This is a genomic window from uncultured Acetatifactor sp., assembly GCF_948601915.1.
Taxonomy (GTDB): domain Bacteria; phylum Bacillota; class Clostridia; order Lachnospirales; family Lachnospiraceae; genus Acetatifactor.
In genome coordinates this window covers 28356-53206 of the sequence record NZ_CAPDXS010000006.1, presented here as the reverse complement: position 1 = coordinate 53206, position 24851 = coordinate 28356, and the positions used below count along the sequence as shown (strand labels likewise).

At 55.7% G+C, this 24851-nt stretch carries 19 protein-coding genes and 3 pseudogenes; all 22 read right to left on the bottom strand.

The genetic code is table 11. The annotated features are described in order from the left end of the window. Nucleotides 1–1113: an FtsW/RodA/SpoVE family cell cycle protein gene (locus Q2B33_RS01970; protein WP_300783820.1), complete on the bottom strand. Its 1113-nt coding sequence runs from the start codon at nucleotides 1111–1113 to the stop codon at nucleotides 1–3. 49 nt (nucleotides 1114–1162) lie between these two features. Next, on the bottom strand, nucleotides 1163–1441 hold the full coding sequence (gene minE, locus Q2B33_RS01965; RefSeq protein ID WP_300573448.1) for a cell division topological specificity factor MinE: 279 nt from the start codon (nucleotides 1439–1441) through the stop codon (nucleotides 1163–1165). Between the two features lie 11 nt (nucleotides 1442–1452). Next, the gene (minD, locus tag Q2B33_RS01960) at nucleotides 1453–2274 is read right to left on the bottom strand and encodes a septum site-determining protein MinD (protein WP_296456820.1); all 822 of its coding nucleotides are present in this window, start codon (nucleotides 2272–2274) and stop codon (nucleotides 1453–1455) included. 97 nt (nucleotides 2275–2371) lie between these two features. Then, a complete protein-coding gene (locus Q2B33_RS01955) occupies nucleotides 2372–3043 on the bottom strand; it encodes a septum site-determining protein MinC (protein ID WP_296456817.1) in 672 nt (223 codons plus the stop codon). A 19-nt stretch (nucleotides 3044–3062) separates the two neighbouring features. Next, complete coding sequence (locus Q2B33_RS01950; RefSeq protein ID WP_300573454.1) at nucleotides 3063–6008, bottom strand: penicillin-binding transpeptidase domain-containing protein; 2946 nt, start codon at nucleotides 6006–6008, stop codon at nucleotides 3063–3065. Beyond that, a complete protein-coding gene (gene mreD / locus Q2B33_RS01945; RefSeq protein ID WP_300573457.1) occupies nucleotides 5977–6495 on the bottom strand; it encodes a rod shape-determining protein MreD in 519 nt (172 codons plus the stop codon). The genes Q2B33_RS01950 and mreD overlap by 32 nt, the downstream gene beginning before the upstream one ends. 24 nt (nucleotides 6496–6519) lie before the next feature. Then, nucleotides 6520–7350 (bottom strand): rod shape-determining protein MreC, encoded by an 831-nt coding sequence (gene mreC / locus Q2B33_RS01940; protein ID WP_330684907.1) that lies wholly within the window; start codon nucleotides 7348–7350, stop codon nucleotides 6520–6522. A gap of 35 nt (nucleotides 7351–7385) precedes the next feature. Beyond that, nucleotides 7386–8396, bottom strand: a complete 1011-nt coding sequence (gene mreB / locus Q2B33_RS01935) for a rod shape-determining protein (protein WP_300573463.1) — start codon at nucleotides 8394–8396, stop codon at nucleotides 7386–7388. 48 nt (nucleotides 8397–8444) lie between these two features. Beyond that, nucleotides 8445–9263, bottom strand: a complete 819-nt coding sequence (radC, locus tag Q2B33_RS01930; protein WP_300573466.1) for a DNA repair protein RadC — start codon at nucleotides 9261–9263, stop codon at nucleotides 8445–8447. 77 nt (nucleotides 9264–9340) lie between these two features. Further along, the gene (locus tag Q2B33_RS01925; protein WP_296456798.1) at nucleotides 9341–9580 is read right to left on the bottom strand and encodes a DUF4321 domain-containing protein; all 240 of its coding nucleotides are present in this window, start codon (nucleotides 9578–9580) and stop codon (nucleotides 9341–9343) included. A 167-nt stretch (nucleotides 9581–9747) separates the two neighbouring features. After that, nucleotides 9748–11046: a methionine gamma-lyase family protein gene (locus Q2B33_RS01920; RefSeq protein WP_300573471.1), complete on the bottom strand. Its 1299-nt coding sequence runs from the start codon at nucleotides 11044–11046 to the stop codon at nucleotides 9748–9750. A gap of 146 nt (nucleotides 11047–11192) precedes the next feature. Continuing rightward, a pseudogene (locus tag Q2B33_RS24440) lies at nucleotides 11193–11750 on the bottom strand (AAA family ATPase); the annotation flags it as partial. A gap of 57 nt (nucleotides 11751–11807) precedes the next feature. Next, nucleotides 11808–12374: pseudogene (miaA, locus tag Q2B33_RS24435) on the bottom strand (tRNA (adenosine(37)-N6)-dimethylallyltransferase MiaA); the annotation flags it as partial. Between the two features lie 246 nt (nucleotides 12375–12620). Further along, nucleotides 12621–12956: pseudogene (locus Q2B33_RS24430) on the bottom strand (tRNA (adenosine(37)-N6)-dimethylallyltransferase); the annotation flags it as partial. A 467-nt stretch (nucleotides 12957–13423) separates the two neighbouring features. Continuing rightward, a complete protein-coding gene (mutL, locus tag Q2B33_RS01900; protein WP_300573475.1) occupies nucleotides 13424–15604 on the bottom strand; it encodes a DNA mismatch repair endonuclease MutL in 2181 nt (726 codons plus the stop codon). Between the two features lies 1 nt (nucleotide 15605). Then, on the bottom strand, nucleotides 15606–18317 hold the full coding sequence (gene mutS, locus Q2B33_RS01895; RefSeq protein WP_300774932.1) for a DNA mismatch repair protein MutS: 2712 nt from the start codon (nucleotides 18315–18317) through the stop codon (nucleotides 15606–15608). Between the two features lie 84 nt (nucleotides 18318–18401). After that, entirely contained in the window at nucleotides 18402–19763 is a 1362-nt protein-coding gene (locus tag Q2B33_RS01890) for an ATP-binding protein (RefSeq protein WP_300573227.1), read from the bottom strand. 125 nt (nucleotides 19764–19888) lie between these two features. Then, the gene (locus Q2B33_RS01885; protein WP_300573224.1) at nucleotides 19889–20797 is read right to left on the bottom strand and encodes a family 43 glycosylhydrolase; all 909 of its coding nucleotides are present in this window, start codon (nucleotides 20795–20797) and stop codon (nucleotides 19889–19891) included. Between the two features lie 206 nt (nucleotides 20798–21003). After that, on the bottom strand, nucleotides 21004–22020 hold the full coding sequence (locus tag Q2B33_RS01880; protein WP_300573221.1) for a hypothetical protein: 1017 nt from the start codon (nucleotides 22018–22020) through the stop codon (nucleotides 21004–21006). 64 nt (nucleotides 22021–22084) lie between these two features. After that, nucleotides 22085–23092, bottom strand: a complete 1008-nt coding sequence (gene ruvB / locus Q2B33_RS01875; protein WP_300573218.1) for a Holliday junction branch migration DNA helicase RuvB — start codon at nucleotides 23090–23092, stop codon at nucleotides 22085–22087. Between the two features lie 136 nt (nucleotides 23093–23228). Further along, the gene (locus Q2B33_RS01870) at nucleotides 23229–23555 is read right to left on the bottom strand and encodes a type II toxin-antitoxin system PemK/MazF family toxin (protein ID WP_300573215.1); all 327 of its coding nucleotides are present in this window, start codon (nucleotides 23553–23555) and stop codon (nucleotides 23229–23231) included. After that, complete coding sequence (locus Q2B33_RS01865) at nucleotides 23549–23860, bottom strand: AbrB/MazE/SpoVT family DNA-binding domain-containing protein (RefSeq protein ID WP_300573212.1); 312 nt, start codon at nucleotides 23858–23860, stop codon at nucleotides 23549–23551. The genes Q2B33_RS01870 and Q2B33_RS01865 overlap by 7 nt, the downstream gene beginning before the upstream one ends. Nucleotides 23861–24851: the final 991 nt, after the last annotated feature.

Below are 24851 nucleotides of genomic sequence, written 5' to 3'. Positions count from 1 at the left end.
CTACTGTTTCGATTTCTTTGCCTGAAGCCTTACGTTCAGGACAAACCCCATGCCGATAAATAGACTCAGCAGCGAAGTCAGACCATTGCTGACGAAAGGAAGCGTAAGTCCTGTGGTAGGCAGGATGAAAGTCGCCACGCCGATATTGAAGAACCCCTGAAAGGCCACGAGCCCTCCCATGCTGGCTGCGATGATCGTCCCTGCCACATCCTTCGCTTTCCGGGCCACCGAGATGCATTCCAATGCCACAGAGAATAGCAACACGATTACCACGACGCTCCCCTTGAAGCCGAATTCCTCTCCGATTACGGAGAATATAAAGTCTGTCTGCGCCTCCGAAAGAAAATTGCCATTTTTTACCGATGTAATCTCATTATTCTTATACCCCTTCCCCTCCAGCTGCCCGGATGCGATCGCCGTCACGGAATTCAGCTGCTGATATGCGTAGGTGGTCTCGTATTCTTGGGGGTTGACGAAGGCCAGTACACGGGTCTTCTGATTGTCCGTCAAAAGGTCGCTGTCCGGCTGCAGCGCCAGCGATATCACCAGCGCCACCGCCGGTATCGCCACCGCTATGGCCCCGAATACCAGCTTCAGGCTTATGCCCCCGGCGAACATGATGATGCAGAACACGGCCAGGAGCACGATGCTGGTGGACAAATCCGGCTGTTTCCAGACCAGAATCCAGGGCAGCGCGTACATGACGACACAGCTGGCTATGATTACCACGGTGTTCAATTTCTTCCTATGTTTCATAATAAACTGTGCAAAGAATAAAATCAACAAAATTTTTGCAGTTTCTGAAGGTTGAAATCGCAGTCCCCCGATCGTAAGCCATCTGGTGGCCCCTTTCGTCTCGTCCCCAAGCTGCCAGACGGCCACCAGCAGCACCAGATTGGCCACGTACATCAGCCAGTTCAGCCTGATTACCATGGTATAGTCAAACAGGGAGACCACCACCATCAGAACCACCCCTGCGACCACTCCGGCAAGCTGCTTGTTCTGCAGGGACGGCTCCGCGCTGCCTACGGCGATGACACCCACCGCCGACAGCGCCAGTATCAACAGCACAAGCTTAAAATCATAATCCCGTAATCTGTATCTTTTAAACATATCTTCCTCTAAGCGACACTTCCTCTAAACCGGAATCCCATACCAGAATTCATTTCGCCAGATCCTTTGCGGTGACGTCCACGATGGGGATATTGGCGTACAGGGACGGCATCTTGCTTCCCCGCCCGGACTTGTTCCCCTTTGTATTAATCTGGATATCCATATTCTCGGAATCTATCTTCATGTACTTGGACAAGACCTTGGCTATGTCCAGCTTGATCAACTCCATTACCTCAGGCGAGCAGTTGACCCTGTCCGATATCAGCAGGATCTTCAGCCTGTCCTTTGCAATCTGGCAGGAGCTTTTTCTGCGAAAAAAATGCCTCATCTCCACTCCTCCTATGCCTTATGAAAAATACCAGTCACCCTGGTCCAGAACGAAATGCCCTTGTCGAAATTCAGATAGGGCACCTCCTTTCCCTCCACCCGATGTACTACGTTCGCGTAGGCCTGTCCCGCGGGGGAGCTGCTCCCCACCAGGGGCTCTCCCTGGTTGCTGGCCACCACTACGCTCTCATCGTCCGGTATGATGCCGATCAGCGGGATTGCAAGGATGTCCACCACGTCCTGGGCGGACATCATGTCCCCACGTCTGACCATGTCCATCCGCAGCCTGTTGATGATCAGATCCATCTGCTTGAAGCCGTTGGCCTCCAGCAGGCCGATGATGCGGTCCGCGTCCCGGATGGCGGACACTTCGGGGGTAGTCACCACTAACGCCCTGTCCGCTCCGGCGATGGCATTCTGGAAGCCCTGCTCGATGCCTGCCGGGCAGTCTAAGAGGATATAGTCGAACTGTTCCTTTAAGTGTTCGATCACCTTCACCATCTGCCCCGGGGACACCGCAGACTTATCCCTAGTCTGGGCAGAGGGCATCAGGTACAGCCCCGGATGGCGCTTGTCCCGAATCAACGCCTGCTTCACCCGGCAATTCCCCTCCACCACGTCCACCAAGTTGTAGACGATGCGATTCTCCAGTCCCATGACCACGTCCAGATTGCGAAGGCCTATGTCCGTGTCGATCAGGCAGACCTTCTTTCCCAGCTTCGCCAGACCCGTTCCCACGTTTGCGGTCGTGGTGGTCTTGCCCACGCCGCCTTTCCCTGAAGTGACGACAATGACTTTGGAGCTTTGCTGCTCCCTGGAATGCTTTTCATCCATACTTTCTGCCCTCCATAAAAGAATTTCGTCTGTCGTCCTCTGAACCCTCCCATCGTCCGCTTCGCAGGCAACAGCCCGCTATATAGCACACATAGAATCAGAAGCAGTTCAGCAGGTCTTTGGTAAGCGCCTCGATGATGATTCGGTCGTTTTTCACATATGCGATTTTCGGTCGTACCTTCGGTCTGATTCCCCACCTTGCCTGTTTTGTACCTGGTTTATATTTGAAATCGCCGATCCTGATTCTCTCCGGCGCCATTTCAAACGCTGCTATGTAGGCCCCCTCACAGCCGTTGCCTCCGGCATGGGCTTTCCCGTAGAGCCCTCCCAATATGATGATGTTCTTGGCGCTGACGATGCTGCTCCCCGGATAGACGTCCCCCAGCATGATGATGCTGTTCTCCGTCTCAAGCACCTCCCTGTCCTTCAGGTCCCCCCGGAAGAACTGCCCCTCCGGCTTCTGGGCCAGCTCTCTCTCCGTGCGCTCCAGCGCCTTCACGTAATTTTTGTTGACTGTCTCGTCCTTCTCCACGATACAGGCGATGTTGATGTCGCTGTTGTCGCGGATCGTCTCCAGTATCCGGATTTCCTCCATATCCGTCACGGGCCGCCCCTCTATGGACAATGCCATGGTGACCGTGCCGAAGAAATTCCTGGCATCGGAGAATTTATACCCTATCTCCGCCAGAAGGTCTTCGAAGGGCATCTCCCCGTTCAGATACAGCGCTATCCCGTTGGGAAAGCTCTTGATGATCACTGCTTCTCTCATAATCCGCCATGCCCCCCGTTCAATGCTCGTTGGTAATGCCGCCGTCCGGCTCGTCCGCCGTGCCGGTAATCAGCTCGTCCACTTCTGCTAGGCCATAATAGTATTTCAGGATATCCCTGGAGGCCTGGGCCGCATGGTCCGCAGCGTATCCGAAGGGGATTCTGGTGACGATGCTGATTTCGGGCTGCTCATAGGGCGCGTAGCAGGCGAACAGCGCGTGGCTTGGCCTGTCCAGGGTCTGCTCCGCCGTACCGGTCTTGCCGGCCACGTTCACTGCCAGGTTGTCGAAATAGCTCTTGTTCTCCACCACCTGGCGCATCCCCAGATGGATGGCGTCCCAGTATTCCCCGGGCATGTCCACGGTATTGCGCAGCTTCGGCTGAAACTCCTCCACCACATTGCCCTCGGAATCCGTGATTTTATCCAGCAGGGTCAGATTGTAGCAGAAGCCGCTGTTGGCCACCGTGGCTACATATCTGGCCAGCCCTGTCAGCGTATAGCTGTTGCTGCCCTGGCCGATGGAGGAACGCACCGGGTCTTCCGTGGACACGTTCGGGGAAGCCTCGGATATCTCGATGCCCGATTTCTCCGTAAGCCCGAACAGCTCCGCGTACTTGTCCAGCACGTCCAGCCCCTCGGTCTCATTGTATGTGCCCGAGCCCATGGAAAGCTGGTAGCCTATCTCATAGAAATAACAGTCGCAGGAATCCCGGATGGCTGATACAAGTGTCTCATTGCCATGCCCGTACCGGTTCCAGCAGCTTGGCGGCGGATCGATTTCCGTAAAGATGCCCTTGCACTTGACGATGCTGTCTATCTCCACAGCCCCCTCCATGAGCCCGGCCGCCGATGACAACATCTTGAAGGTAGAGCCGGGAGCCGCCGCGTACTGGGTGGCATAATTGTACTGCGGATTCGACTTGTCCGCGTTCAACTGGGCGTAATACGCCGCGTCTATGGAATTGGCCATTTTATTGTTGTCGTAGCCCGGATAGGACACAATGGCCAGGATATCGCCGGAATGCACGTCCGTGACAACGCAGGAGGCGTTGCAGGGATCCAGCGCCAGCTGTGCGGGGGTGATGTCCAGATGGTCTATCCGGTTCATCATGAACTGGTAGGCGCTCATCTGCCCCTCAAAGACTGCGGTCCTGTCGTCTTCCGGTACGGAGACCTTTCCCTGTTCGCAGAGGATCTGGCATACCTGTCTGCCGCTTATGGCATCGTTCAAAAGCATATATTTGAAAAAGCGCTTCTGGAATTCCGTGTTGTTATCTACCATGACAATGATATGTTCCAGGATCTCATCGTAGATTTCCGAGGAATCGGAATATTTGTCGTCCAGCTCCAGCTTGCTGACATCGATCCAGTTCTGGGAGATGCAGTATTTCAGATATTCGCTGAGGCTGATGACCTCCTCCGTGGCCCATGCCACCTGTGTGGCGTCGTCCGATACCACCGCTTCCGACATGATGATGCCGTTCCGGCGCAGCAGCGTCACGATATTGCTCTGATAGACCTGATATTCCTTGGACAGCTGGTTATAAGGGGTCAGCCCCTCCGTCAGCTCGTAGCGCAGCTGATTGTATGCGTTTTCCTTGTAGGCAAGGTAGGCGGCGTACACCTCCCTCTCCGTCTCCTGGGCATCCTCCTCGGCCATGGCCCTGATGTCGATGACGGCGTTGTCGAACATGGTGAAATACACGTCATATATGGGAATCTTGATATCGCTGCTGTCCGCGCCCCTGGCGGGGACATATTCCTTTGTGTTGATGATCTTGCTGGACACAAGGCCCGCAAGCTTCTGCTCCAGGATATGGTAGATCGCCTCCGTCAGATCCTTGTCAATCGTCAGGTACACATCCTGGCCGGCCTTGGCCTCCTTGCGCTCCTGGATAGAGATGACCTTGCCCATGTTGTCCACGATGACCTTCTCATATCCTTTTTCCCCCTGGAGAGTGGTCTCCAGATAGGACTCTATGCCGCTCTTGCCTACCACGTCATTGAGGCTGTAGGCATCGGAGCTTTCCTCTTCCGCGCTGTCCGTCCCCTGCCTCTCGGCGCTCTTTTCCTCCGCCGCCCGGGCGTTCAGGTCGGCCAGCTCCTCCGAGGAAATCTTCCCCGTGTACCCCAGCACATGGGCGAAATACTCCGAGTCCACATACCGCCGAACCGTGTCTGCCTCTATGGTGACGCCAGGCAGCGACTGGGAATTCTCCATGACCACGGCCACTGTCTTCTCGTTGACATTGGTGGCCACCGTGGTGCCGATATATTTCCGGAAGGAGGTCAGGTTCATGGCGTACCGGATGGTGACCATGGTCAGCCACTCCTCCTTGCTGTAGCCCTCCCCCACCAGGAACTCGCTCTTCGAGTCCTCCGGGTCCGCATAGCTTCCGATGGCGAAATTCTTGGTACTGCTCAGATACTCCATGATCTCGTCCGCCGTGGCCGTGCGCTCCTCGTCCTTCAGATCGCCGATGTCGGCCTTGCCGTACACATCCGCCAGAAAGCGCAGGAGGCTGGTGTCCTCCACGGAATACTGGAATTCCCTGTCCTCATTCAGGAATATCTTGAAATCCGTGATGCATTTGTCTCCGTTCTTCTCGATCATCTGAATCAGGCGGTGAATCATGTCATTGAGCCTGGCGTTCTTGAGCCGCCCGGATTCGAACACATCCTCTATCTTCACGGAATAGGCCAGCTCATTGTAGGCCAACACATTGCCGTTCCTGTCATAAATATTGCCGCGGGTACTGGCGATGTCCCGGGTCTTCTCTATCTCCAGGACGAATTCCTCCAGATACTCCTCCCCGTGGACAATCTGAAGTTCAAAGCAGCGGTAAATCAGCACGCCGGCAAACAGGCAGAATACAACCGTGAAGACTGTCAGCCTGCTGGTGATGACGCCGATTATTTTTTCCTTGAACTCATCAAACAAATTTCTGCGCTCTCTTTCTCTCATGATTCTCCAGCTTTTCATTCACCTTCAGAACAGCCGGATATAAAAACAGGGTCACTACAATGGTATACAGTGCCTCCGGCAGGATGATGTGGAGAAAGTAGTAGGCGAATTCAAACCTGCCGCGAAGCATAAAAGTCAAAATATAGCATATGATTCCATAGGACAGGTCGCTTACGATGATCAGCGCCAGCGGAAGCTTGATGTCCTCCGGGTAGAAAATCTTGCAGAACTTCCCGTTCAGAAAGCCTATGTACATCAACAGCAGCGCGTAAAAGCCCAGGAAGCCGCCGAAAAAGATATCGCTGAGAAGCCCGCAGAAGAAACCAATCACCAGCCCCTCCCGCTCTCCCCGCATGAACCCGAAGGAAGACGTCAATACAATCATAAGGTTCGGTATGATGCCCGCAAAGCTCAGGCTGTCAAAGACGCTGCACTGCAGGACAAAGCATAGGATGATACATACTGTCACAATTATTTTACGAAGCATACGCACTCCCCTTACGGCTGTCGGTCATTCCGCCACGGCCTGCTTCCTGTCCGTGATGATCAGCACCTCCCCCAGATGCTCGAAATCCACCGCAGGTACGATTTCGCCCGATTTGGTCAGGTTGTTGGCATCCTTGCTGATGGTTCTGATGTAACCGATCAGGATGTTCGGCAGGTATTTGTCGCTGATGTTAGAGGTGACTACCTTGTCTCCCTCCCGCACGCTGTCCTGGCCGTCCACAAGCTGGCTGAATGTGATGCAGCCCTCGGCCATGAGCCTTAGATCCCCCGTCACGGTCATGTTGTCCTCCGTGGAGAGGGTCATGGCGCTGACATGGACATTGTCCGATATGATGGAGGTCACCCGCGCCCAGCCGGGCCCTACGGAGGTGATCCTGCCCACCAGGCCGCCCTGGGCGATGACGTTCATGTCCACCTCCAGGCCGTCATCCTCCCCCTTGTCGATCAGAAAGGAGGAATACCAGTTCCCGGAGTCCCGGCCGATGATCCTGGCCCCCACCTTATTGTATTCCGCATATTGGCCGTCCAGTTCGAACAGCTCCCTGAGCTTGTTCAGCTCATATTTGTCCTGCTGCAGCAGGGTGTTCTCCTCAATCAGCGCGGCCAGTTCCTCTTTCAACCGGGCATTTTCATCCAGGAGCGTGCGGATCTGCACCAGTTCCTCGGAACGGTTGGACAGCCATCCGCCCACCTTTTCGATACCCTGTTGAAAAGGCACGATCACGTATCCCACCACCACGTTAAGCGGCCGATTGAATACATCCGTGCCAAAAGTGACCAGCATCATGACAGTGCAGAGCACCGTTAAAATAAAAAGGAGATATTTACTCGGCAAGGTAAACCGCTCTCCTTTTCTTTTGATGATTGGACTCATTTGCTCATCCCTTCAATCGCGTAAGCTACGGACTTGTAGTTGTCGTCCTTGATGATCTTGGCCAGGCCCAGCACCACGCTGGTGACGGGATTCTCCGAAACGTTCACCCGAAGCCCGGTTCCTGCGGCCAGCCGCTCTGCAAGATGGCTGATTTGGGAAGCGCCTCCGGTCAGGTAGATGCCGTGGCGGTAGATATCCGCCGCCAGCTCGGGGGGCGTCCTCTCCAGAATGACCTTCACATTGTCGATGATGGAAGCAAAATGCTCCTCCAGGCACTCTACCACCAGCTTCGTGGGAATCTCCCGCTCTATGGGAAGCCCCGTCACGATGTCCCTGCCGTAGACGATTGCGCCCTTGCCCTCCTGCTCCAGATCTTTCAGGGAAATCTTCACGGCCTCGGAGGTCCTGCCGCCGATGACCAGGCTGAATTCCTTCCTCACGGCGGCCCGGATCGCTTCGTCGAACTTCAGGCCCCCGGTCTTGATCAGGCGGCTCAGCACGATGCCGCCCAGGGACAATATGGAAATCTCCGTGGTCTCGAAGCCTACATTGACCACCAGCACGCCCTGGGAATTCTTTACATCGATGTCCAGCCCCAGGCCGTCCGCCACGGCCTTCTCCACCACCATGATCTTCTTCGCCTTTACATTGGCATATTTGATCAGGTCGTAAAAGGCCCTCTTCTCCACATCGGTGACGTCCGTAGGCACCGCGATATAGAAGTCCGCAGGCCTACAGTTTCCCTTCTGGAGGTCGGTGACGAAATACCGTACCAATGTCTCCATATTCTTGATATCAGCGATGACGCCGTTGGTCAGGGGGTAAGAGATATGAATATTGCCGGGGGCCTTCTCATACATTTCAAATGCAGAGTTCCCATATGCAAACAGAACCTTCTTGTTCTCTATGGCGATCATGTTCTTTTCTACCATGATGCTGTCATCGCCCCTGCTATAGACTTTAATGTTGTTTGTACCTAAATCGATACCGAATGCGTTGTTTGCCAAAATGACAACCCCTTTCTCATTGTAAAAACTTTCCTCCGGCCCGATCGGTCACGCCGGTTCCGGCCCTGGATACAGCGGCTCCTCCGAAAACCATGCCCTCTCCCTGAAGCTGACATAGCGGTTGTCGCCGATGATGACGTGATCCAGCAGCCGGATTCCCATCTTCTCTCCGGTGTCCCGCACATTACGGGTGAGCTCCCTGTCGGACCGGCTGGGCGTGGGATCTCCGCTGGGATGGTTGTGTACCAGCACGATGTTCACGGCCCGGCTCTCCAGCGCCGCCAGGAAGATTTCCCTGGGGGAGATCAGCGACATGTTGACGCTGCCCTCCGACAGCTTCCTCTCACATATCAGCTGTCCCTTGGCATCCACGCAGGCCACCACCACGCACTCGGTCTCCCGGTGCCGGAGTTTTTCCATGAAATAAGCCGCCACCTGGCCGGAGCTGGTGAGGTTCAGTCCCTCCCTGGCCTTTGCCATGCTCATCCGCATGGACAGCTCTGTCAGGCATTTCAGCCGCACTGCCTTCACCTCGCCGATTCCCCGGATACCCATGAGCTCGTCCAAAGTCACATCGTACAGGCCCAGAAGCCCCTCCTTGGGATATCTGGCCAGGCTCATGACCTCCTCCGCCACCTGCAGCACATGGTTGTCCCTGGTGCCGGTGCGTAGGATGATGGCCAGCAGCTCTATCTCCGTCAGGTTCTCCGGCCCGAACCGCTTGAACCTCTCATAGGGAAGCTCCGAGGCCGTCTTCAGCGCGTTTTTCGGCGCGCTGCTTCTCTTTTGCGGATTGCTCCTCCGGGGAGCGCCTTCCTTCCGTTTCGTCTCCTCGTTTCCGTTGGAATGCCTTTCTTTTTCTTCCATTTTCCCGTGCTTGTCCATGCGTCTCCTTCCCCTTCTCCGACGCATCTTCGAACGGCCTTCCCGGGGCCGCCCATGGACTACCTGATGAAGCGATATACCACCAGCGCGATTATGACGCCTATGACACTTGCTATGGTGATCTGGATCGTCAGCCCAAAGGTCAGGATGATGAATCCCAGGTCCAGCACCACAGGGGAGCTGAGCCCGAAGGACTGTCCATAGTTCAGGAAAGTGCCCGAAAAATAAGTGCCGATGAATCTGCCGATGACGAATCCCACCAGTATCAGTACCAGCAATACCCAGTTTACTTTCTTCAAGCCGATACCTCTTCCTTCTTTTGTCCCGGGGCATGCGATATGCCCTGCGAGCCTGCGCGCATCCGTCCCCTCACGGATTCCACATACGCACGTCTATATAGTACCACAAAATACCAGGACTGTACACAAAAATCATAGAATTTATTTTGAGTTTTTTCTACACAAAGCTACAGCTTCAGGCGGTTTTTATCCAGCAATCCCCTGTTTATCAGGGACTGGAGGGATTTCAAAATGCCGAATTTCCCGTGGGGCCAGGTGAGCCCTCCCTGGAAATAGACCGCATAGGGAGGCTTGATGGGCGCGTCCGCGGAGAGCTCGATGGAGGAGCCGGACACGAAAGCTCCTGCCGCCATGATGACCTGGGAGTCGTAGCCCGGCATGTCCCAGGGCTCGGGGGTCACATGGCTGTCCACAGGCGCGGCGGCCTGGATGCCCTGGCAGAAAGCGATGACAGCCTCCGGGGAGCCGAAGGTCACGGCCTGGATGATGTCATATCTGTCTTCGGTGCCGTCCGGTATCACGGCGTAGCCCAGATTTTCGTACAGGTTGGCGGCGAAGATGGCTCCCTTTAAGGCGGATGCGGTGACGGTAGGGGCCAGGAACAGGCCCTGGTAGAAGTCTTTCAGGATGCCCAGGGACGCGCCCACCTCCTTGCCCAGCCCGGGGGAGGTGAGCCGGAACGCGGCGTTCTCCACGCATTCCCTTGTTCCGGCGATGTAGCCTCCTATGGGGGCCAGGCCGCCTCCGGGGTTCTTGATCAGGGAGCCTACTACCATGTCGGCTCCTACGTCGCTGGGCTCCCTTGTCTCCACGAACTCCCCGTAGCAGTTGTCCACCATGCAGATGACATCCGGCTTGATTGCCTTTACGAAAGCTATCAGCTCTCCTATCTGCTTTACAGAAAAGGTGGGCCTGGTCTGGTAGCCCTTGGAGCGCTGGATAGTGACCAGGCGGGTGCGGGGGCCTATGGCCGCTTTTATGGCATCATAATCGAAGCTGCCGTCCTCTTTTAGATCCGCCTGCCTGTAGGTTATGCCGTATTCTGCCAGGGAGCCTTTGGATGGGCGGATGCCGATGACTTCCTCTAAGGTGTCGTAGGGCTTCCCCACCGGGGAGAGCAGCTCGTCCCCGGGGCGGAGGTTGCTCATCAGCGCCAGGGCCAGGGCGTGGGTGCCGCAGGTGATCTGGGGGCGCACCAAGGCATCCTCCGTGTGGAAGATTTTTGCATAGACTGCCTCCAGGGTATCCCTGCCCAGGTCGTTGTAGCCGTAGCCGGTGGTGCCCAGCAGGCAGGCCTCGCTGACCTGGCATTCCTGCATGGCGTTTACTATTTTCAGTTGATTGTATTCTGTGATTTCGTCTATCTTGTGAAACCGCTCTGCCAGCCGCTTCAGGATGGCTTCCCCGTATTCGTAGGTTTCCCTGTCAATGCCCATATGGGCGTAAATGCTCTGTATTTCTGCCATTTTCCTATTCAGACGCTGCCTATCCGGCAACCCTCCTTGCCTTTCTGTATGTCCTGCGTATCCTTATATTCTTGTATGTCCTTGCGGGATTTGACGCGTCATTTCCATGCCGCCATGAGGCCTGATTTCCTCGGATCCTGTCCTCCTTATCCGGCCGCTTCCGGGTTCTGCCGCAGCAGGAAGCTCTCCAGCTCTGCCTCCAGCTGTTCCAGCGTCTGCTCCGGGGTCTTTCCCGTATTGTCCAGCAGATGCCCCTGGTTCTCAAGTCTGTGCTCCAGCTCGTCTTTCAGGAACAGGGCACGCTCCGTGAGCTCCACGTCCCCCCGCCTGGCGATGCGCTGCCTAATGGCCTCCTCCTCTGCGGTCAGGACGATATAATACAGCTTCGCGTGGTATTGCCCTGCCAGTCGACGCATCAGGGGAAGCTCCTCCTCCACCACATAGTCCACGGCCACGTCCAGGCCACGGGACAAGGCCCTTCCCGCCGTGTCCAGAATGCACTCCCAGTTGAACTTCAGGATTTCCTCCCAGGCCAGGGCATCCGAGGGCTTTCCCTCCCGGAAGAAGTCTCCTTTGTAGTCAGTCTCCACGAAGCCTGCGTGGAAGTCGTCCCCGTGGATGACATAAATCTGTTTCCGCCTGCCCTCGTTCACCAGCTTCTTGGCCCAGGCTTTGGTCAGGGTAGACTTTCCGCAGCCGCAGGGGCCGGAAAAGAGGTAGATGGACGGGGGCTGGGGCTTTTGTGGGGAAGCTATGATTCCTTTATCCTGCAGTTCCTGTAGCATGAATTCCAGTATCCTTTCCTCATTGCGGTGGAATTTTTCTCTCTCCACCCAGATGACATCCTTTTCCCGGCGAAACCAGGTGAGCTGTCTCTTTGCGAAATGTCTGGTGTCCCGCTTTATGGTCTCCACGGCCTCCTCCAGGGATGCCTCGCCCTCCAGATAAGCCAGGATTTCCTTGTAGCCAAGCCCCTGCATGGAAATCATGCCACGCTGGCAGCCCATCTCCCGCAGGCGCTCCACCTCGGCCACCAGGCCCTGGCGGAGCATTTCGTCCACCCTTTTGCCGATATTCTCGTAAATCCGCTCCCTGCTGTCGTTGAGGACGAAGTAGCAGGCATTGTAGGCGGGTTCCTTTTCGCGCTCCCTCTCATTATGGCGCGATATGGGCTCTCCCGTCAAATGAAAAAATTCTAAAGCCCGAATGACGCGCTTTCTGTTGTTGGGGTGTATGGCTTCTGCGGAGGCGGGGTCGATTTCCCGCAGCATGTTGTGGAGATGCTGCGGCCCCTTTTGATTTGCCAGTTCCTCCAGCCAGGCACGGTATGGGCCGTTTTCGGTACAGGCGCCGGGAACCATGTTCGCACTTTTCGTCAAGGCATCCCCCAGAACGGTACCCACGCTTTCCGACCGGGTGCCTCTGGGAACGATGTTTATGCTTTCTGCCAGGAAGCCGTCCGGAACGGCGCTTGCGGATGCATCGTCTTCCAGAGACGGGCTCCCTGTAGCGGGCTCCGGGGGGCAGTCCGTAACTGATGGGGCATGCTCCGGGTCAGAAGCTGCCTCCCCGCCGGAACCGAAGTCTATGTCCCGCAGCAGCGCCTGGACATAGAAGCCGGTGCCTCCGGTGACGATGGGGATATGGCCCCGGGCGTAGATTCCGGGGAGGCACTGCCCGCATTTCTCCTTGAACACCGCCACACTGAAGTCCTCCCAGGGCTCCAGGATATCTATCATGTGATGGGGGATGCCCTGCATCTCTTCCTCCGTGATTTTGGCGGAGCCGATGTCCATGTGGCGGTAGACCTGACAGGAGTCCGCGGAAATGATTTCACCTCCGATGGCCTTTGCCAGGGCGATGGACAGCTTGGTCTTCCCCACTGCCGTGGGGCCTGAGAGGATGACCATGGGAGGCTTGGCCGCATATGGCCCTCTTGCCCTTTCGCTCAATTTCTTTTCAATCAATTCAATATCCGCCAAATCCTTTTCCCTGCCAAGGTTCCTTTTCATCCGTATAAGTCCGTCCACGCACACAACGGGAATGCCGTCTATCGTTTCCACTGTGCCCTCAATCCAGTTCTCAAAAATCTCGATGTCTTCCGAATATAAGATTTTTCTGGTTCCGTCTTCACAGCGTGAAACCGCATGCCCCTGTTGTTCCAGCTCATCTGCCAGGCGCGCGCTGCAGCCCAAATCAATATCATGTGTCTGAGGACGAAATCCATGTAAAACCATGGCGCCGCCGGCGACTACCCAGTATTCTTTTTCGGAAAACGGGAGTTCCTTCAGTCTTTGCATCAAAGAACATTTATCAAACATATTCGGTGCCCTCTCATGAAACGCTTGACTACAACTCTGTATTCATAACTTCCCTGTCAATTCACGATACGCTTGAACTTCCGCTCCATCTCCGCCTTCGTCATGGTCACGATGGTAGGCCTGCCGTGGGGACAGTTGTAGGGATTGTCCAGGGTCAGCAGTTCATCGATCAGCGTCTCCGCCTCCGGTACGCTGATTTTATTATTCCCTTTCACAGCGGCTTTACAGGACATGGAGGCGATTTTTTCCTCGATGACGCGGATGCTGCCGAAACCGGTTCCGTCCAGAAGGCTGTCCAGCACCTCCAGGAACATCTCCCGCTCGTCGCAGCCGTAGAGATCCACCGGGACGCTGCGCAGGGCGTACTCGCTTCCGCCGAAAGCCTCTATCTCGAAGCCCAGGGCCGCGAAGGTGTCCAGATGCTCCCTCAGCACAGCCTCCTCCTGGCCGGAGAGGCTGACGATCACAGGGGGCATCAGCCCCTGGGACAGCACATTCTTTTCCCGGTATCGCTTCATCAGCCGCTCGTAATTGACTTTCTCATGGGCGGCATGCTGGTCTATCATCATGAGCTTGTCTTCAAATTCGATGAGCCAGTAGGTATCGAAGACCTGTCCGATGATGCGGAAGCGGGTGCGGTTTTCCAGGGTGAGGATTTTTTCCTCGAAGAGGTTCATCTGCTCGCCGCTGTAGGTCTCCGGCTGATCCGCGGAAGGGTATCCGGGCAGCGGCGCGGCATTCCCCGCAGGCGAGGGGCGGAAAGGCTCGTCCGGCTGCGCTGCGGCGGTGGGGAAATCCGAAGTTTCGTCATCCGTCAACGCGCTCCCGGATAAGGGATTATCTGTCGGATGCTCCTCTTCCACAGGTTCCTCCGGCAGTTCTGAAGTCTCCGTGAAGAAGAGCTCTTCCTCCTCCGGGGAAGCCGTCTCCATGGTCTCCGTTGTCGTCACGGCTCCCATTCCTGTCTCTTTTGTCTGCGAAAATTCAGCAGGTTCCGTTCCGCCTTCGGCCCCGGCCGCCGAGCTGCCTTTTACCCGCGCCCACACAGGATTCCGGGCAAAATCCCGGGCTTTCGGTCTGCCCGCGTCATATCTGGCCTCCTCCATCACCCGGAAATCCCGCCCGCGCCTGTGCTCGAAGGGCTCCGGGGCAGACTGCTTTCCCGGGGCGGACCGTTCTGCCTTCTTCTCCTCTTTCCTGGCCTCCCGCAGCTCCCGTTCCGTAGAAAGCGAGGCCTGCGGAATCATCTCCCTGCTGCGGAGCGCCTCCCGGACGGCTTCCATCAGGAAACTGCTGAAGCCGATCGCATCGTCAAAGCGCACGTCCATCTTCGTGGGATGCACGTTCACGTCCACCCGCCCCGCGTCCATGGTGATATGCAGCACGCAGAACGGGAATTTGTGCTGCATCAGATATTCCTTATAGCCCTCCTCCACGGCCCTGGACACCACATTGCTGCGGATGAATCTTCCATTGATAAAGTAAATCTCGAAATTGCGGTTGGAGCGCACCTGTACAGGCTTTCCCAGATACCCCTCCGCTCGAACACCTGTTCCCTGCACCTGGACGGGCACCAGCTCGTTGGCCGCGTCCCGCCCGTAAATGCGGTAGATGACTTCTTTCAAATCCCCGTTGCCGGAAGTGTGGAATTTCATCTGCCCGCCCACAATCAGCTTAAAGGAGATATCCGGCCTGGACAGCGCCAGATGTTCCATCAGGTCTACGATATAGCCGCCCTCCGTCACAGGCTGCTTCAAAAATTTCCGCCGGACCGGGGTATTGAAAAAAAGGTTGCGCACCAGAAAAGTAGTGCCCTCCGGTGCGCCCACCTCCTCAAAGCCCGTCTCCTTCGCCCCTTCCAGCGCGATTCTGCACCCTGTCATGCTGTCCGCGGTCTTGGTGATGACCTCCACCTTGGCCACCGCCGCGATGCTGGAAAGCGCCTCCCCGCGGAACCCGAGGCTGGAAATCCGCGTCAGATCCTCCGCGTCCTCTATCTTGCTGGTGGCATGCCGCAGGAAAGCCCTCCGCAGTTGGCTCCCCTCCATGCCGCAGCCATTGTCCGTCACACGGATGAATTCGATTCCCCCGCCCTTCACCTCCACCGTGACGGCCCCGGCCCCTGCGTCGATGGCGTTCTCCACCAGCTCCTTCACCACGCTGCTGGGCCGCTCCACCACCTCCCCGGCAGCGATCTTGTCAATCGTCTCCGAATCCAGAATATGTATCTGCGCCATATCACACCTTCCCCTTCGCCGCGTCAGGCCTGCGGGTTTCTTCGCACTTCCAGCGGTTCTTCAGCTTATTCTGCAGCCTGTAGAGCACATTCAGGGCGTCGATGGGCGCAAGGGTGTTCACCTCCACCTCCATCAGCTCCTTCAGCACGTCCTCGTCCTTCACCGTATCGAACAGGGACATCTGGGACAGCTCGATTTCGTCCGGCTTCGGCTGTCTTTTCACCTTGGTGTCCTTTACGTCCACGGTGATGTTCTGTATCTTCTCTATGATATCATTGTCCGTCAGCTGCTCCACGATCTCCTTGGCCCGGTCTATCACCATGTCTGGCACCCCCGCCAGCCTGGCCACCTGGATGCCGTAGCTTCTGTCCGCGCCGCCCTTGATGATCTTCCGTAGGAAGACGATGTCGTCTCCCCTCTCTTTCACCGCAATGCAGTAATTGTTCACATTGCTCATCTTGCCCTCCAGCTCCGTGAGCTCATGGTAATGGGTGGCGAACAGGGTCTTGGCCCCCAGGAGCTTGCGGCTGCTGATATGCTCGATCACCGCCCAGGCTATGCTCAGCCCGTCAAAGGTGGATGTCCCCCTGCCGATCTCATCCAGAATCAACAGGCTGTCGGACGTGGCGTTGCGCAGGATATTGGCCACCTCGTTCATCTCCACCATAAAGGTGGACTGCCCGCTGGCCAGGTCGTCGGAAGCCCCCACCCGGGTGAATATCCTGTCCACGATGCCGATGTTGGCGCTCTTTGCAGGGACGAAGCATCCCACCTGGGCCATCAGCACAATCAGCGCGGTCTGGCGCATATAAGTGGACTTTCCCGCCATGTTGGGGCCGGTGATGATGCTGATGCAGTGCTTGTTGTTGTCCAGGAAAGTATCGTTGGAGATGAACATGTCCCCCTCTATCATCTGTTCGACTACAGGATGTCTTCCGTCCTTGATGTCGATGACGCCCTTCTCGTTGAGCTTCGGCCGCACGTAGTGGTTGCGCTCCGACACCAGAGACAGCGCCGCGTACACGTCCAGCTTCGCCACTGCCTTGGCCGTGGTCTGGATCCGGTCGAGCTCACAGGCGATGGAATCCCGGATCTTGCAGAACAGGTCGTACTCCAGGGTGGTGAGCTTGTCCTCCGCGTTCAGGATCGTATCCTCCAGTTCCTTCAGCTTAGGCGTGGTATAGCGCTCCGCGTTGGCCAGGGTCTGCTTGCGGATATAGTCCTCCGGCACCAGGTTCTGATAGGAATTGGTGACTTCAAAATAATAGCCGAAGACCTTGTTGTATTTGATTTTCAGGTTCTTGATGCCCGTCCGCTCCCTGTCCGTCTCCTCAAGCTGGGCCAGCCACTGCTTCCCGTCCCGCTTTGCGCTGCGCAGCATGTCCACCGTCTCGTCAAAGCCGTCCCGGATGATGCCGCCCTCCCTGACGGTCACCGGGGGATCCTCCTCGATGGAGGCCTGGATCAACTGAAAGATATCCTGCAGCCCGTCAATGCGCTCCTCCACCTCCCGCAGCTCCCGGCAGGAGAAGCTTTTCAGCACCGACTTGATGGCCGGGAGCATCTCCAGGGAATTGCGGAAAGCGATGAAATCCCTGGGGTTCGCCGTCTTGTAGGTGACCTTGCTCAGCAGCCGCTCCAGATCGTAGACAGGATTCAGGTATTCCCGGATTTCATCCCTGGAGACGCTGTCCTTCCCCAGCTCCTCCACAGCGTCCAGGCGCTTCTCCATCTCTTCCTTATCGATCAGAGGCTGCTCCAGCATGCTCCGCAGGAGACGCCCGCCCATGGCCGTTTTTGTCTTGTCCAGCACCCCAAGCAAAGAGCCGCGCTTCTGCTTCTCCCGCATGGTCTCCGTCAGCTCCAGGTTCCGTCTGGTAGAGCTGTCCAGCAGCATGTATTTATTGGTCAGATAGGGATACAGATGGGTGAAATGGGCCAGGTCCGTCTTCTGGGTGTCGTACAGGTACTGCAGCAGCGCCCCCGCCGCGGTCATTCCCGTGGGGAAATCCTCGATGCCCAGCCCGATCAGGGTATTCACCTTAAAATGCCGCAGCAGGAGCCGCCTGCATCCGTCGTCGTCAAACAGATGGGGCTCCAGCGCGTTGACGGAGATGTGGTACTTCCCCCGCAGCCCCTCCACATCGAAGCCGCTGACCAGGAAATTCTGGTTACAGATGATTTCCGAGGGCTCGTACTTCATCAGCTCGTCGTTCAGCTTCTTTAAATCCTCCACCTCTGTGAGATAGTAGTCCCCTGTGGTGACGTCCGCCACGGAGATGCCGATTTTCGTGGGGGTGTAGGCGATGCTCATGAGGAAGTTGTTTTTGGACTCCTCCAGGGACTGGAGGTTCAGGTTCGTTCCGGGGGTCACGATGCGGATGACCTCCCGCTTTACCAGCCCTTTCGCCAGTTTGGGATCCTCCACCTGCTCACAGATGGCCACCTTGTAGCCCCTGTTGACCAATTTGGTCAAATATCCCTCCACCGCATGGTAAGGGACGCCGCACATGGGCGCCCGCTCCTCCAGGCCGCATGCCTTTCCCGTCAGGGTGAGCTCCAGCTCCTTGGATACCGTCTTTGCATCCTCGAAGAACATCTCATAAAAGTCCCCCAGCCGGTAAAAAAGGATGCAGTCGTCATACTGCTTCTTCGTCTCCATATACTGCTGCATCATAGGGGTGAGTTCACCTGCTGGAATCTGTTCTGGCATAGCTTTCGCTCCTGTTCTGTGTCTTTTGTGTGTAATGGCAGCCAGGGTTGGTGGTGCGGCCGGCTGCATGGGAGTTTGGGATGGTCAAATACAGAATGCCGCATATAGAGGCACTGATTTCAGGCCGTCCTTTTCACCGAAATTCTTCAGGGACAGCCGGATGGCATATGCCGGCTGATACGCGTCTCTGAAAACGCTCAGGCTTCTGGAACGCACATGCTCCCCTTTTTTTACCTCTATGGCGATAATCTGGTTCTCTTTCTGTAATACAAAGTCAAGTTCCGCGGCGTTGGCGCTTTCCCAGTAGTAGAGGGGATATCCCTTTGCCGCTAACTGCTGGGCCACATAGTTCTCCGTCACCGCTCCCATGAAGAGATTGCCCTCCCCGGACAGAATGGTCTGGCCGGAGATGCCCGCTTTCGTGACAAGGAGGCCCGTATCGCCCATATACAGCTTGAAGGCCGACAAGTCCGCATACACGGAAATCGGCTCGTACGCCTGTGCGATGCGCTGACATTTCAGGACGATGCCTGCAAAATTCAGCCACTCGATAGAAGCGCCGAAAATAGCCGCGCTTCCGCCCTTCTGTACAATCTTGTACTGAAATTTTTTATTCTCTTTAGCGAGCTGCGCCGGTATGGACTGGTAGCAGGCCCGAATCTTGGCGCTGTCCGCATTTGTGGCATATTTTGCCATATCCGCGATATAGTTGTCCAGGATATCGTTCTGTACCAGAGCGGCATCCAGAAAGCTGTCATTCGCCATAAAGGCATTGACGCTGGCCGGCATTCCGCCTACCAGCAGATATTCCCGATACAGTTCTGTCGCCGCCAGGTGGAGGCTGTCGGGCAGAGCCTCCATGGATCCATAGGCATTCCTGATTGCTTCCGCCAGCTTATGTTTCCCTCTTGCCCAAAGATATTCCTCGAAGTCCAGAGGATACAGCACCAGTGATTCCACCTTGCCCACCGGAAAAGAGTATCGCTCCCTATGAATCGCCACCCCTAGCAGGCTCCCCGCTGCCACCACATGGTACTCCGGCGCTTCCTCGCTGAAATATTTCAGGGCCGTCAGCGCTCTCTCACAGGCTTGAATCTCGTCCAGGAAAAGCAGCGTCTTGCCGGGACGGATCGCCTCCCCGGCGGCAACCTCAAGATATTGCAGGATTTTTTTCGGCGAAATGTCTCCGGCAAAATAAGAAGCGGCGGCAAGATTCGTCTCCAGATTCACATAGACCGTATTTTCAAATTGCTCTTCACCAAATTTTCGGAGGATGTAGGTCTTGCCCACCTGCCTGGCACCATTGACCAGCAGAGCCTTGCCCGACTTTCTCAGTCTCCAGTCGGTCAACTGCGCTTCCGCCTTCCGCGGAATGCTCTTCTTCCATGGAATGCTCTTCTTCCATGGGATGCTCTTCTTCCATGGGATGCTCTTCTTCCATTCCATTGATAACCTCCTGCCCTTTCGCTGCCTTTGGCTCACATTACCAAAATACCATGATTCGATTTTTAAATCAACAAAAATATGTAAACTTTATATTTTTCGGCACTTAACAGTCACAAGAATCCGATTCAGTCCAAAAACGCCATCTCCTCCACATATTCCATGACAAGCCCGTCCCCCTCCACATGCAGCGGGTAGACCACATAGCCGGACGCAAAATAGTCCTCCGCGTTCCAGCGGTCGCCGTAGTACAGGACTTTTCCGTCCTCATGCAGGACAAAGGTAGGCTGGCTTCTGTAGGTGGTCTCGTCCCCAATTTCCCGCAGACGGCTCCACCGCCCCTCCATGGAATCGGCCACTGCGTACTTCCCCTGATTCGGCGCCCAGCCGGTGCAGAAGGAGCTCAGCATGTAATATTTCCCGCCTATCTTCACCACCGCGGGGGCCTCCCGGTATTCTCCCTGCCAGAGCCTGTGAACCAGGGTATCTACATTCATGTAGTCGTCCGTCAGCCGATACATGTGCAAATCCGCGTTGTCCCGGGCTGCCGAGATGAAATAGGCCGTCCCGTCATCGTCCTGGAACAGGGTGCAGTCCCTGGACATGAAGCCATATGGATTGAAATGTCCGTGATAGGTGAAGGCTCCATCCGGCGTATTGCAGGTGGCGATTCCCACCGCAGCGTCGTGATAGTCCTTTCCGTTCTCGAAATGCATCCACATGACGAACTTTTTCGTCCGCTCATTGTACAGCACCTTGGGCCGTTCCAGGTTGACCTTGCCGCCGTCTTCCCGCCGCAGCCGGATTTTCGTCCTGACGCGGTACGCTTCCGTCTTCGAGGAGGCGGTGAGCACATGCCCCCGGAACTCCCAGTCCGACAGGTTTTTGGAGCGGTAGCAGCTTACATAATAATCCTCTCTCCTGTCCTCCCCGTACCAGTAATAGTATCCTTCAAATGAAATCATGTATCCGCCGTGGGCGTGGATGGGGGCACCGTCCGTGTCCGTCCATAACGCTCCGTTTTTTAATATACCCATAGCCGGTCTCCTTCCTATATTTCTCTTAATATTCAACACGTTCATCAATGCTTCTTGTAATACTCTTGAAACATTGATTCCAGCATTGCCGTGAAACCAGACTGCATAACGCTGACTGGTTCAATCGCTTGATTGCATTAGGCAGTATTCAGCGTTATGCAGTATAATATAAAAGTTGGATAAACCTGTTTCATACAGTTCACTCCTTATAGTATCAGCAACTCTAAAGGAACCGTTACCCCCAGGCTCCCCACCGCATGGCCGAATCCAAAGGAGCCCTCCGGGAAGTCCAGGACAATCTGCCCTTCATTAAAGCACCAGCCGATGCTGTCTCCCGCCACGAGCTCCGGTATCTCCGCTCTTAGCACCGCATCGTCGAACTCCACCTCGGGATAGTTCTCATGGAGCTGCCCTATGACGGTCTCTACCATCGCCTCATCCATGGTCACAAACCGCGACAACTGCAGATTCTCTCCGGTTTTGGCGTTGAGGTTGTAATAGTCCCAGTAGTTGTTGGGATGGGGGCCTCCCATGTTCACGGTACGCAGGACCAGGATGCTGACTACATCGGTATCGCATCTGTATATATGGGAGCTGGTTCCCTGGCCGAACACACCTGCAGGATCCACAAACTCCCTGTAGTCCTTGATGCTTTCCTGCAGCTCGTCCAACAGCGCCTCGTTCTGCGACTTGTACTGGGCGTTTATGGCGTCAAGCGCCGCCGACAGCCCTCCGTATGCGCCGCCGTCTCCTGCCAGGGTGAACATGGGATATTCCGCAAAGACGATTTCTTCTCCCCCATCGTCCGTCCGGGCCTCCCGCAGAATATCCACATTAATCTGGGGCGCAGCGGCAGCGCTTTCCCCGCCGCCTGTGCTGTCTGCGCTGCCGGAGGTTCCGTCTTCTGCAGACGCAGTGTCCGATTCTGAATTATCGGCTTCCGCAGCTGTCCCCTGATTGGAATCCGAGACAGACGAAGGATTCTGATCTTCGTCTGACGCGGCCTCCCCCTGGGATGTGCCTGTCCCGGCTTCCGACTCCCCGCCAATCGCCACGGGCTCTAACCCCATGGCAGTGTCTTTTGTCCCTTCCGCCTCGTCTTTCCCGCCGCAGGCAGATGTGGCAAGACACAAGGTCAGCGTCATGCATGACACTATTGTCAGTTTTTTAAGGTTTTCGTTGTTTTCCTTATTTCCTTCATAGCTTACTTCGTAAATCTCCATTTTATTTCCGCTGTCCAGGCTCCCGCCCGGGCCGTCTAAGTCATCCAGCCTCCCGCAGCCCCCGTCACGGCTTCTGCCGATAGATGCCGCAGTCCAGATGCCGGTACGCCAGCTCCGTGGCCACCCTTCCCCGGGGCGTGCGGTTCAGGAAGCCGTTCTTAATCAGATAGGGCTCATACACGTCCTCAATGGTCCCGGCGTCCTCCCCGATGGCCGCCGCCAGCGTATCCAGCCCCACAGGCCCCCCGTCGAACTTCTCAATCATGGTGAGCAGCAGATTTCGGTCGATATGGTCCAGCCCCAGCTTGTCCACATCCATCAAATCAAGGGCCGTCCTGGCCACCTCCTCGGTGATGATGCCGTCATATTTCACCTGGGCGAAATCCCGCACCCTCTTTAAGATGCGGTTGGCAAGCCTGGGCGTGCCCCTGCTGCGGCGGGCCATCTCCAGGGCCCCCTCAGGCTCCACCTCCACCTCCAGCACCCGGGCCGAATGCAGGATGATCAGCTGCAGTTCTTCTATGGTATAGAACTCCAGGTGATGGATCATGCCGAACCGGTCCCGCAGGGGCGCTGTCAGGAGCCCCGCCCTGGTGGTGGCCCCCACCAGCGTGAATTTGGGGAGATCCAGCCGCACGGAACGGGCCGTGGAGCCCTTTCCTATCATGATGTCGATGCAATAGTCCTCCATGGCAGGATACAGCACCTCCTCCACCTGGCGGTTCAGGCGGTGTATCTCGTCCACGAACAGCAGGTCTCCCTCCTCTAAGTTGTTCAGGATGGCGGCCATCTCCCCCGGCTTCTCGATGGCGGGCCCGCTAGTGACCTTCAAGTGGACGCCCATCTCATTGGCGATGATGCCCGCCAGCGTGGTCTTCCCCAAACCCGGAGGCCCGTAGAAGAGCACATGGTCCAGAGCGTCCCCCCGCAGCTTCGCTGCCTCGATATAAATCTTCAGAGTCTCCTTCACCTTGGATTGACCGATGTAGTCATCCAATTTCTGGGGGCGCAGGGAGCCTTCTATCTTGATGTCCTCTTCCGTTATATTCGTCTCAATCATTCTCTTGGGCATGGTTTCTGCTCTTTCTCTCAATCTGTTTACAGGCCATATCTATTTTAGCTTCTTTTGTTTTCTTATGCAAGCTTTTTTCACATACAAAAAGGCATCTGGAATACAGACCAAATGCCTTTGCCGCTATATGCTGCCTTTACATGAAGCTGATGATCAACTCTCTGGCTTCCTTCCAGATATCCTCCGGGCATTCCTCTCTGAACTGCGCGTTCCTCGCTCTGACATCCAGCATCTTTGCCTGATTGCACAATATCACGCCTGTGGTCTGTGTCCGCCCGTCCAATTCAATATGAAATGGATGCCTTTTGTTCGTGTTCGTGATAGGACAGACAAGCGCTAATGAGCTATGATGGTTCAGTACATCATTGCTCAGAATGATTGCCGGTCTCCTCCCTCGCTGTTCATGCCCCTGTTGAGGGTCAAAATCCATGACAATGATATCGCCTTGTTTATAAGTTACCACATTTCATCCCCTACCGGATTCCCTACATCAACCTCTTGCTCGTTTTCAACATAAATCTCTTCAAGCGGTCTTTTGTAGAATGCCTCCAACCTTTCCTGTAAATTAAGATATTTCGGCTTATTGATTTTCTCAATAGTCATTTTTCCATCATATATACTGATTCCTACCGTATCATCCTCTTTTAAGTCCATCTGTGACAGCACTTCCTTTGAAAGTCTGATTCCCTGACTGTTTCCCCACCTCCGTATGATTGTTTTAGTCGCAAAATTCGTCATCGTATCTTTTGTCATCGCTTTGGCTTTCATATCCATATAATCCCTGTCTCTCTCTTCGTCTGTGTACTATCTTATGTGTACATCGTTATCTCTGTGTATCAGGTTCTTTATCTTACGGTATATAGGATGGAATATATCTCATACCTTAAGTATATACAAAGTATATCCGATTGTCAACATAAATATTCATCCATTCTTTCCGTTTATTCCAACCGGAGGTTGAGCCCGGTCCTATCCAATCAGCCCCTTACAGAGAAGCCGCTCCTATCGTAAACTATCCATGGCCTTGCGCTTCCACGCATGCCACACGGAAGCCAAAGCGCACAAGCCTTGCTCTCCTCCGGGGAGCAGGGCGGCAGAAAACCGGATACCGCCCAAAGGAGCCCCGCAATGAACAGAAAAGACTTATACAAGAACCACAGATTCTGCATGGCCGCCTGTACGGTCCTGCTCCTGGCAGACACCTTCTGCATTTTCCTCATCGCCCGTTACCTTGCCGCCTTCGTAGACATCTTATCCGATTTTTCCTATCAAAGAGGAGTCCTCATTGTGGAAAAGCTCTGCGTCGTATTCGCGGTGCAGCTGGCATGTGCCTATGTCAAGGGCCGGTTATGGACGCCCTGCCGCCAGCGCAGGACGAACGACCTGGAATGCGCCCTGTACGCCAGATACCTGGAAGGGCCCCTGCGCCCGGACAGCGAGGGCAGGCTCACAGTCCTCTGCGAAAAAGATATCCCCGAATGTGTGGACTTCTTCACGGAGAAGCTTCCGGGCCTGATCCAGGCCGGGGCGGGACTCCTCCTCTATTCCCTTCTGCTGGCCCGGAGGGACAGCGGCCTGTGGATAGCGGGCCTGCTGACGGCATTCGGCATGATCCAGTTCCTGCCCCCGCTCATCACGGAAAAATATCTGGTGCAGAACTATATCCGCGCAGGGCAGGCGGAGGAAGATATCAACCAGGAGCTCATATCCGGCCTGTCGGGGATGCTCACCATCAAAATGCTGAACCTCCACGACTGGT

Coding starts and splice junctions, on each gene's coding strand:
- Q2B33_RS01970 (WP_300783820.1), bottom strand. CDS start 1,113: ATGTTTAAAAGATACAGATTACGGGATTATGATTTTAAGCTTGTGCTG.
- minE (WP_300573448.1), bottom strand. CDS start 1,441: ATGAGGCATTTTTTTCGCAGAAAAAGCTCCTGCCAGATTGCAAAGGAC.
- minD (WP_296456820.1), bottom strand. CDS start 2,274: ATGGATGAAAAGCATTCCAGGGAGCAGCAAAGCTCCAAAGTCATTGTC.
- Q2B33_RS01955 (WP_296456817.1), bottom strand. CDS start 3,043: ATGAGAGAAGCAGTGATCATCAAGAGCTTTCCCAACGGGATAGCGCTG.
- Q2B33_RS01950 (WP_300573454.1), bottom strand. CDS start 6,008: ATGAGAGAAAGAGAGCGCAGAAATTTGTTTGATGAGTTCAAGGAAAAA.
- mreD (WP_300573457.1), bottom strand. CDS start 6,495: ATGCTTCGTAAAATAATTGTGACAGTATGTATCATCCTATGCTTTGTC.
- radC (WP_300573466.1), bottom strand. CDS start 9,263: ATGGAAGAAAAAGAAAGGCATTCCAACGGAAACGAGGAGACGAAACGG.
- Q2B33_RS01920 (WP_300573471.1), bottom strand. CDS start 11,046: ATGGCAGAAATACAGAGCATTTACGCCCATATGGGCATTGACAGGGAA.
- mutL (WP_300573475.1), bottom strand. CDS start 15,604: ATGGCGCAGATACATATTCTGGATTCGGAGACGATTGACAAGATCGCT.
- mutS (WP_300774932.1), bottom strand. CDS start 18,317: ATGCCAGAACAGATTCCAGCAGGTGAACTCACCCCTATGATGCAGCAG.
- Q2B33_RS01890 (WP_300573227.1), bottom strand. CDS start 19,763: ATGGAATGGAAGAAGAGCATCCCATGGAAGAAGAGCATCCCATGGAAG.
- Q2B33_RS01885 (WP_300573224.1), bottom strand. CDS start 20,797: ATGGGTATATTAAAAAACGGAGCGTTATGGACGGACACGGACGGTGCC.
- Q2B33_RS01880 (WP_300573221.1), bottom strand. CDS start 22,020: ATGGAGATTTACGAAGTAAGCTATGAAGGAAATAAGGAAAACAACGAA.
- ruvB (WP_300573218.1), bottom strand. CDS start 23,092: ATGCCCAAGAGAATGATTGAGACGAATATAACGGAAGAGGACATCAAG.
- Q2B33_RS01865 (WP_300573212.1), bottom strand. CDS start 23,860: ATGAAAGCCAAAGCGATGACAAAAGATACGATGACGAATTTTGCGACT.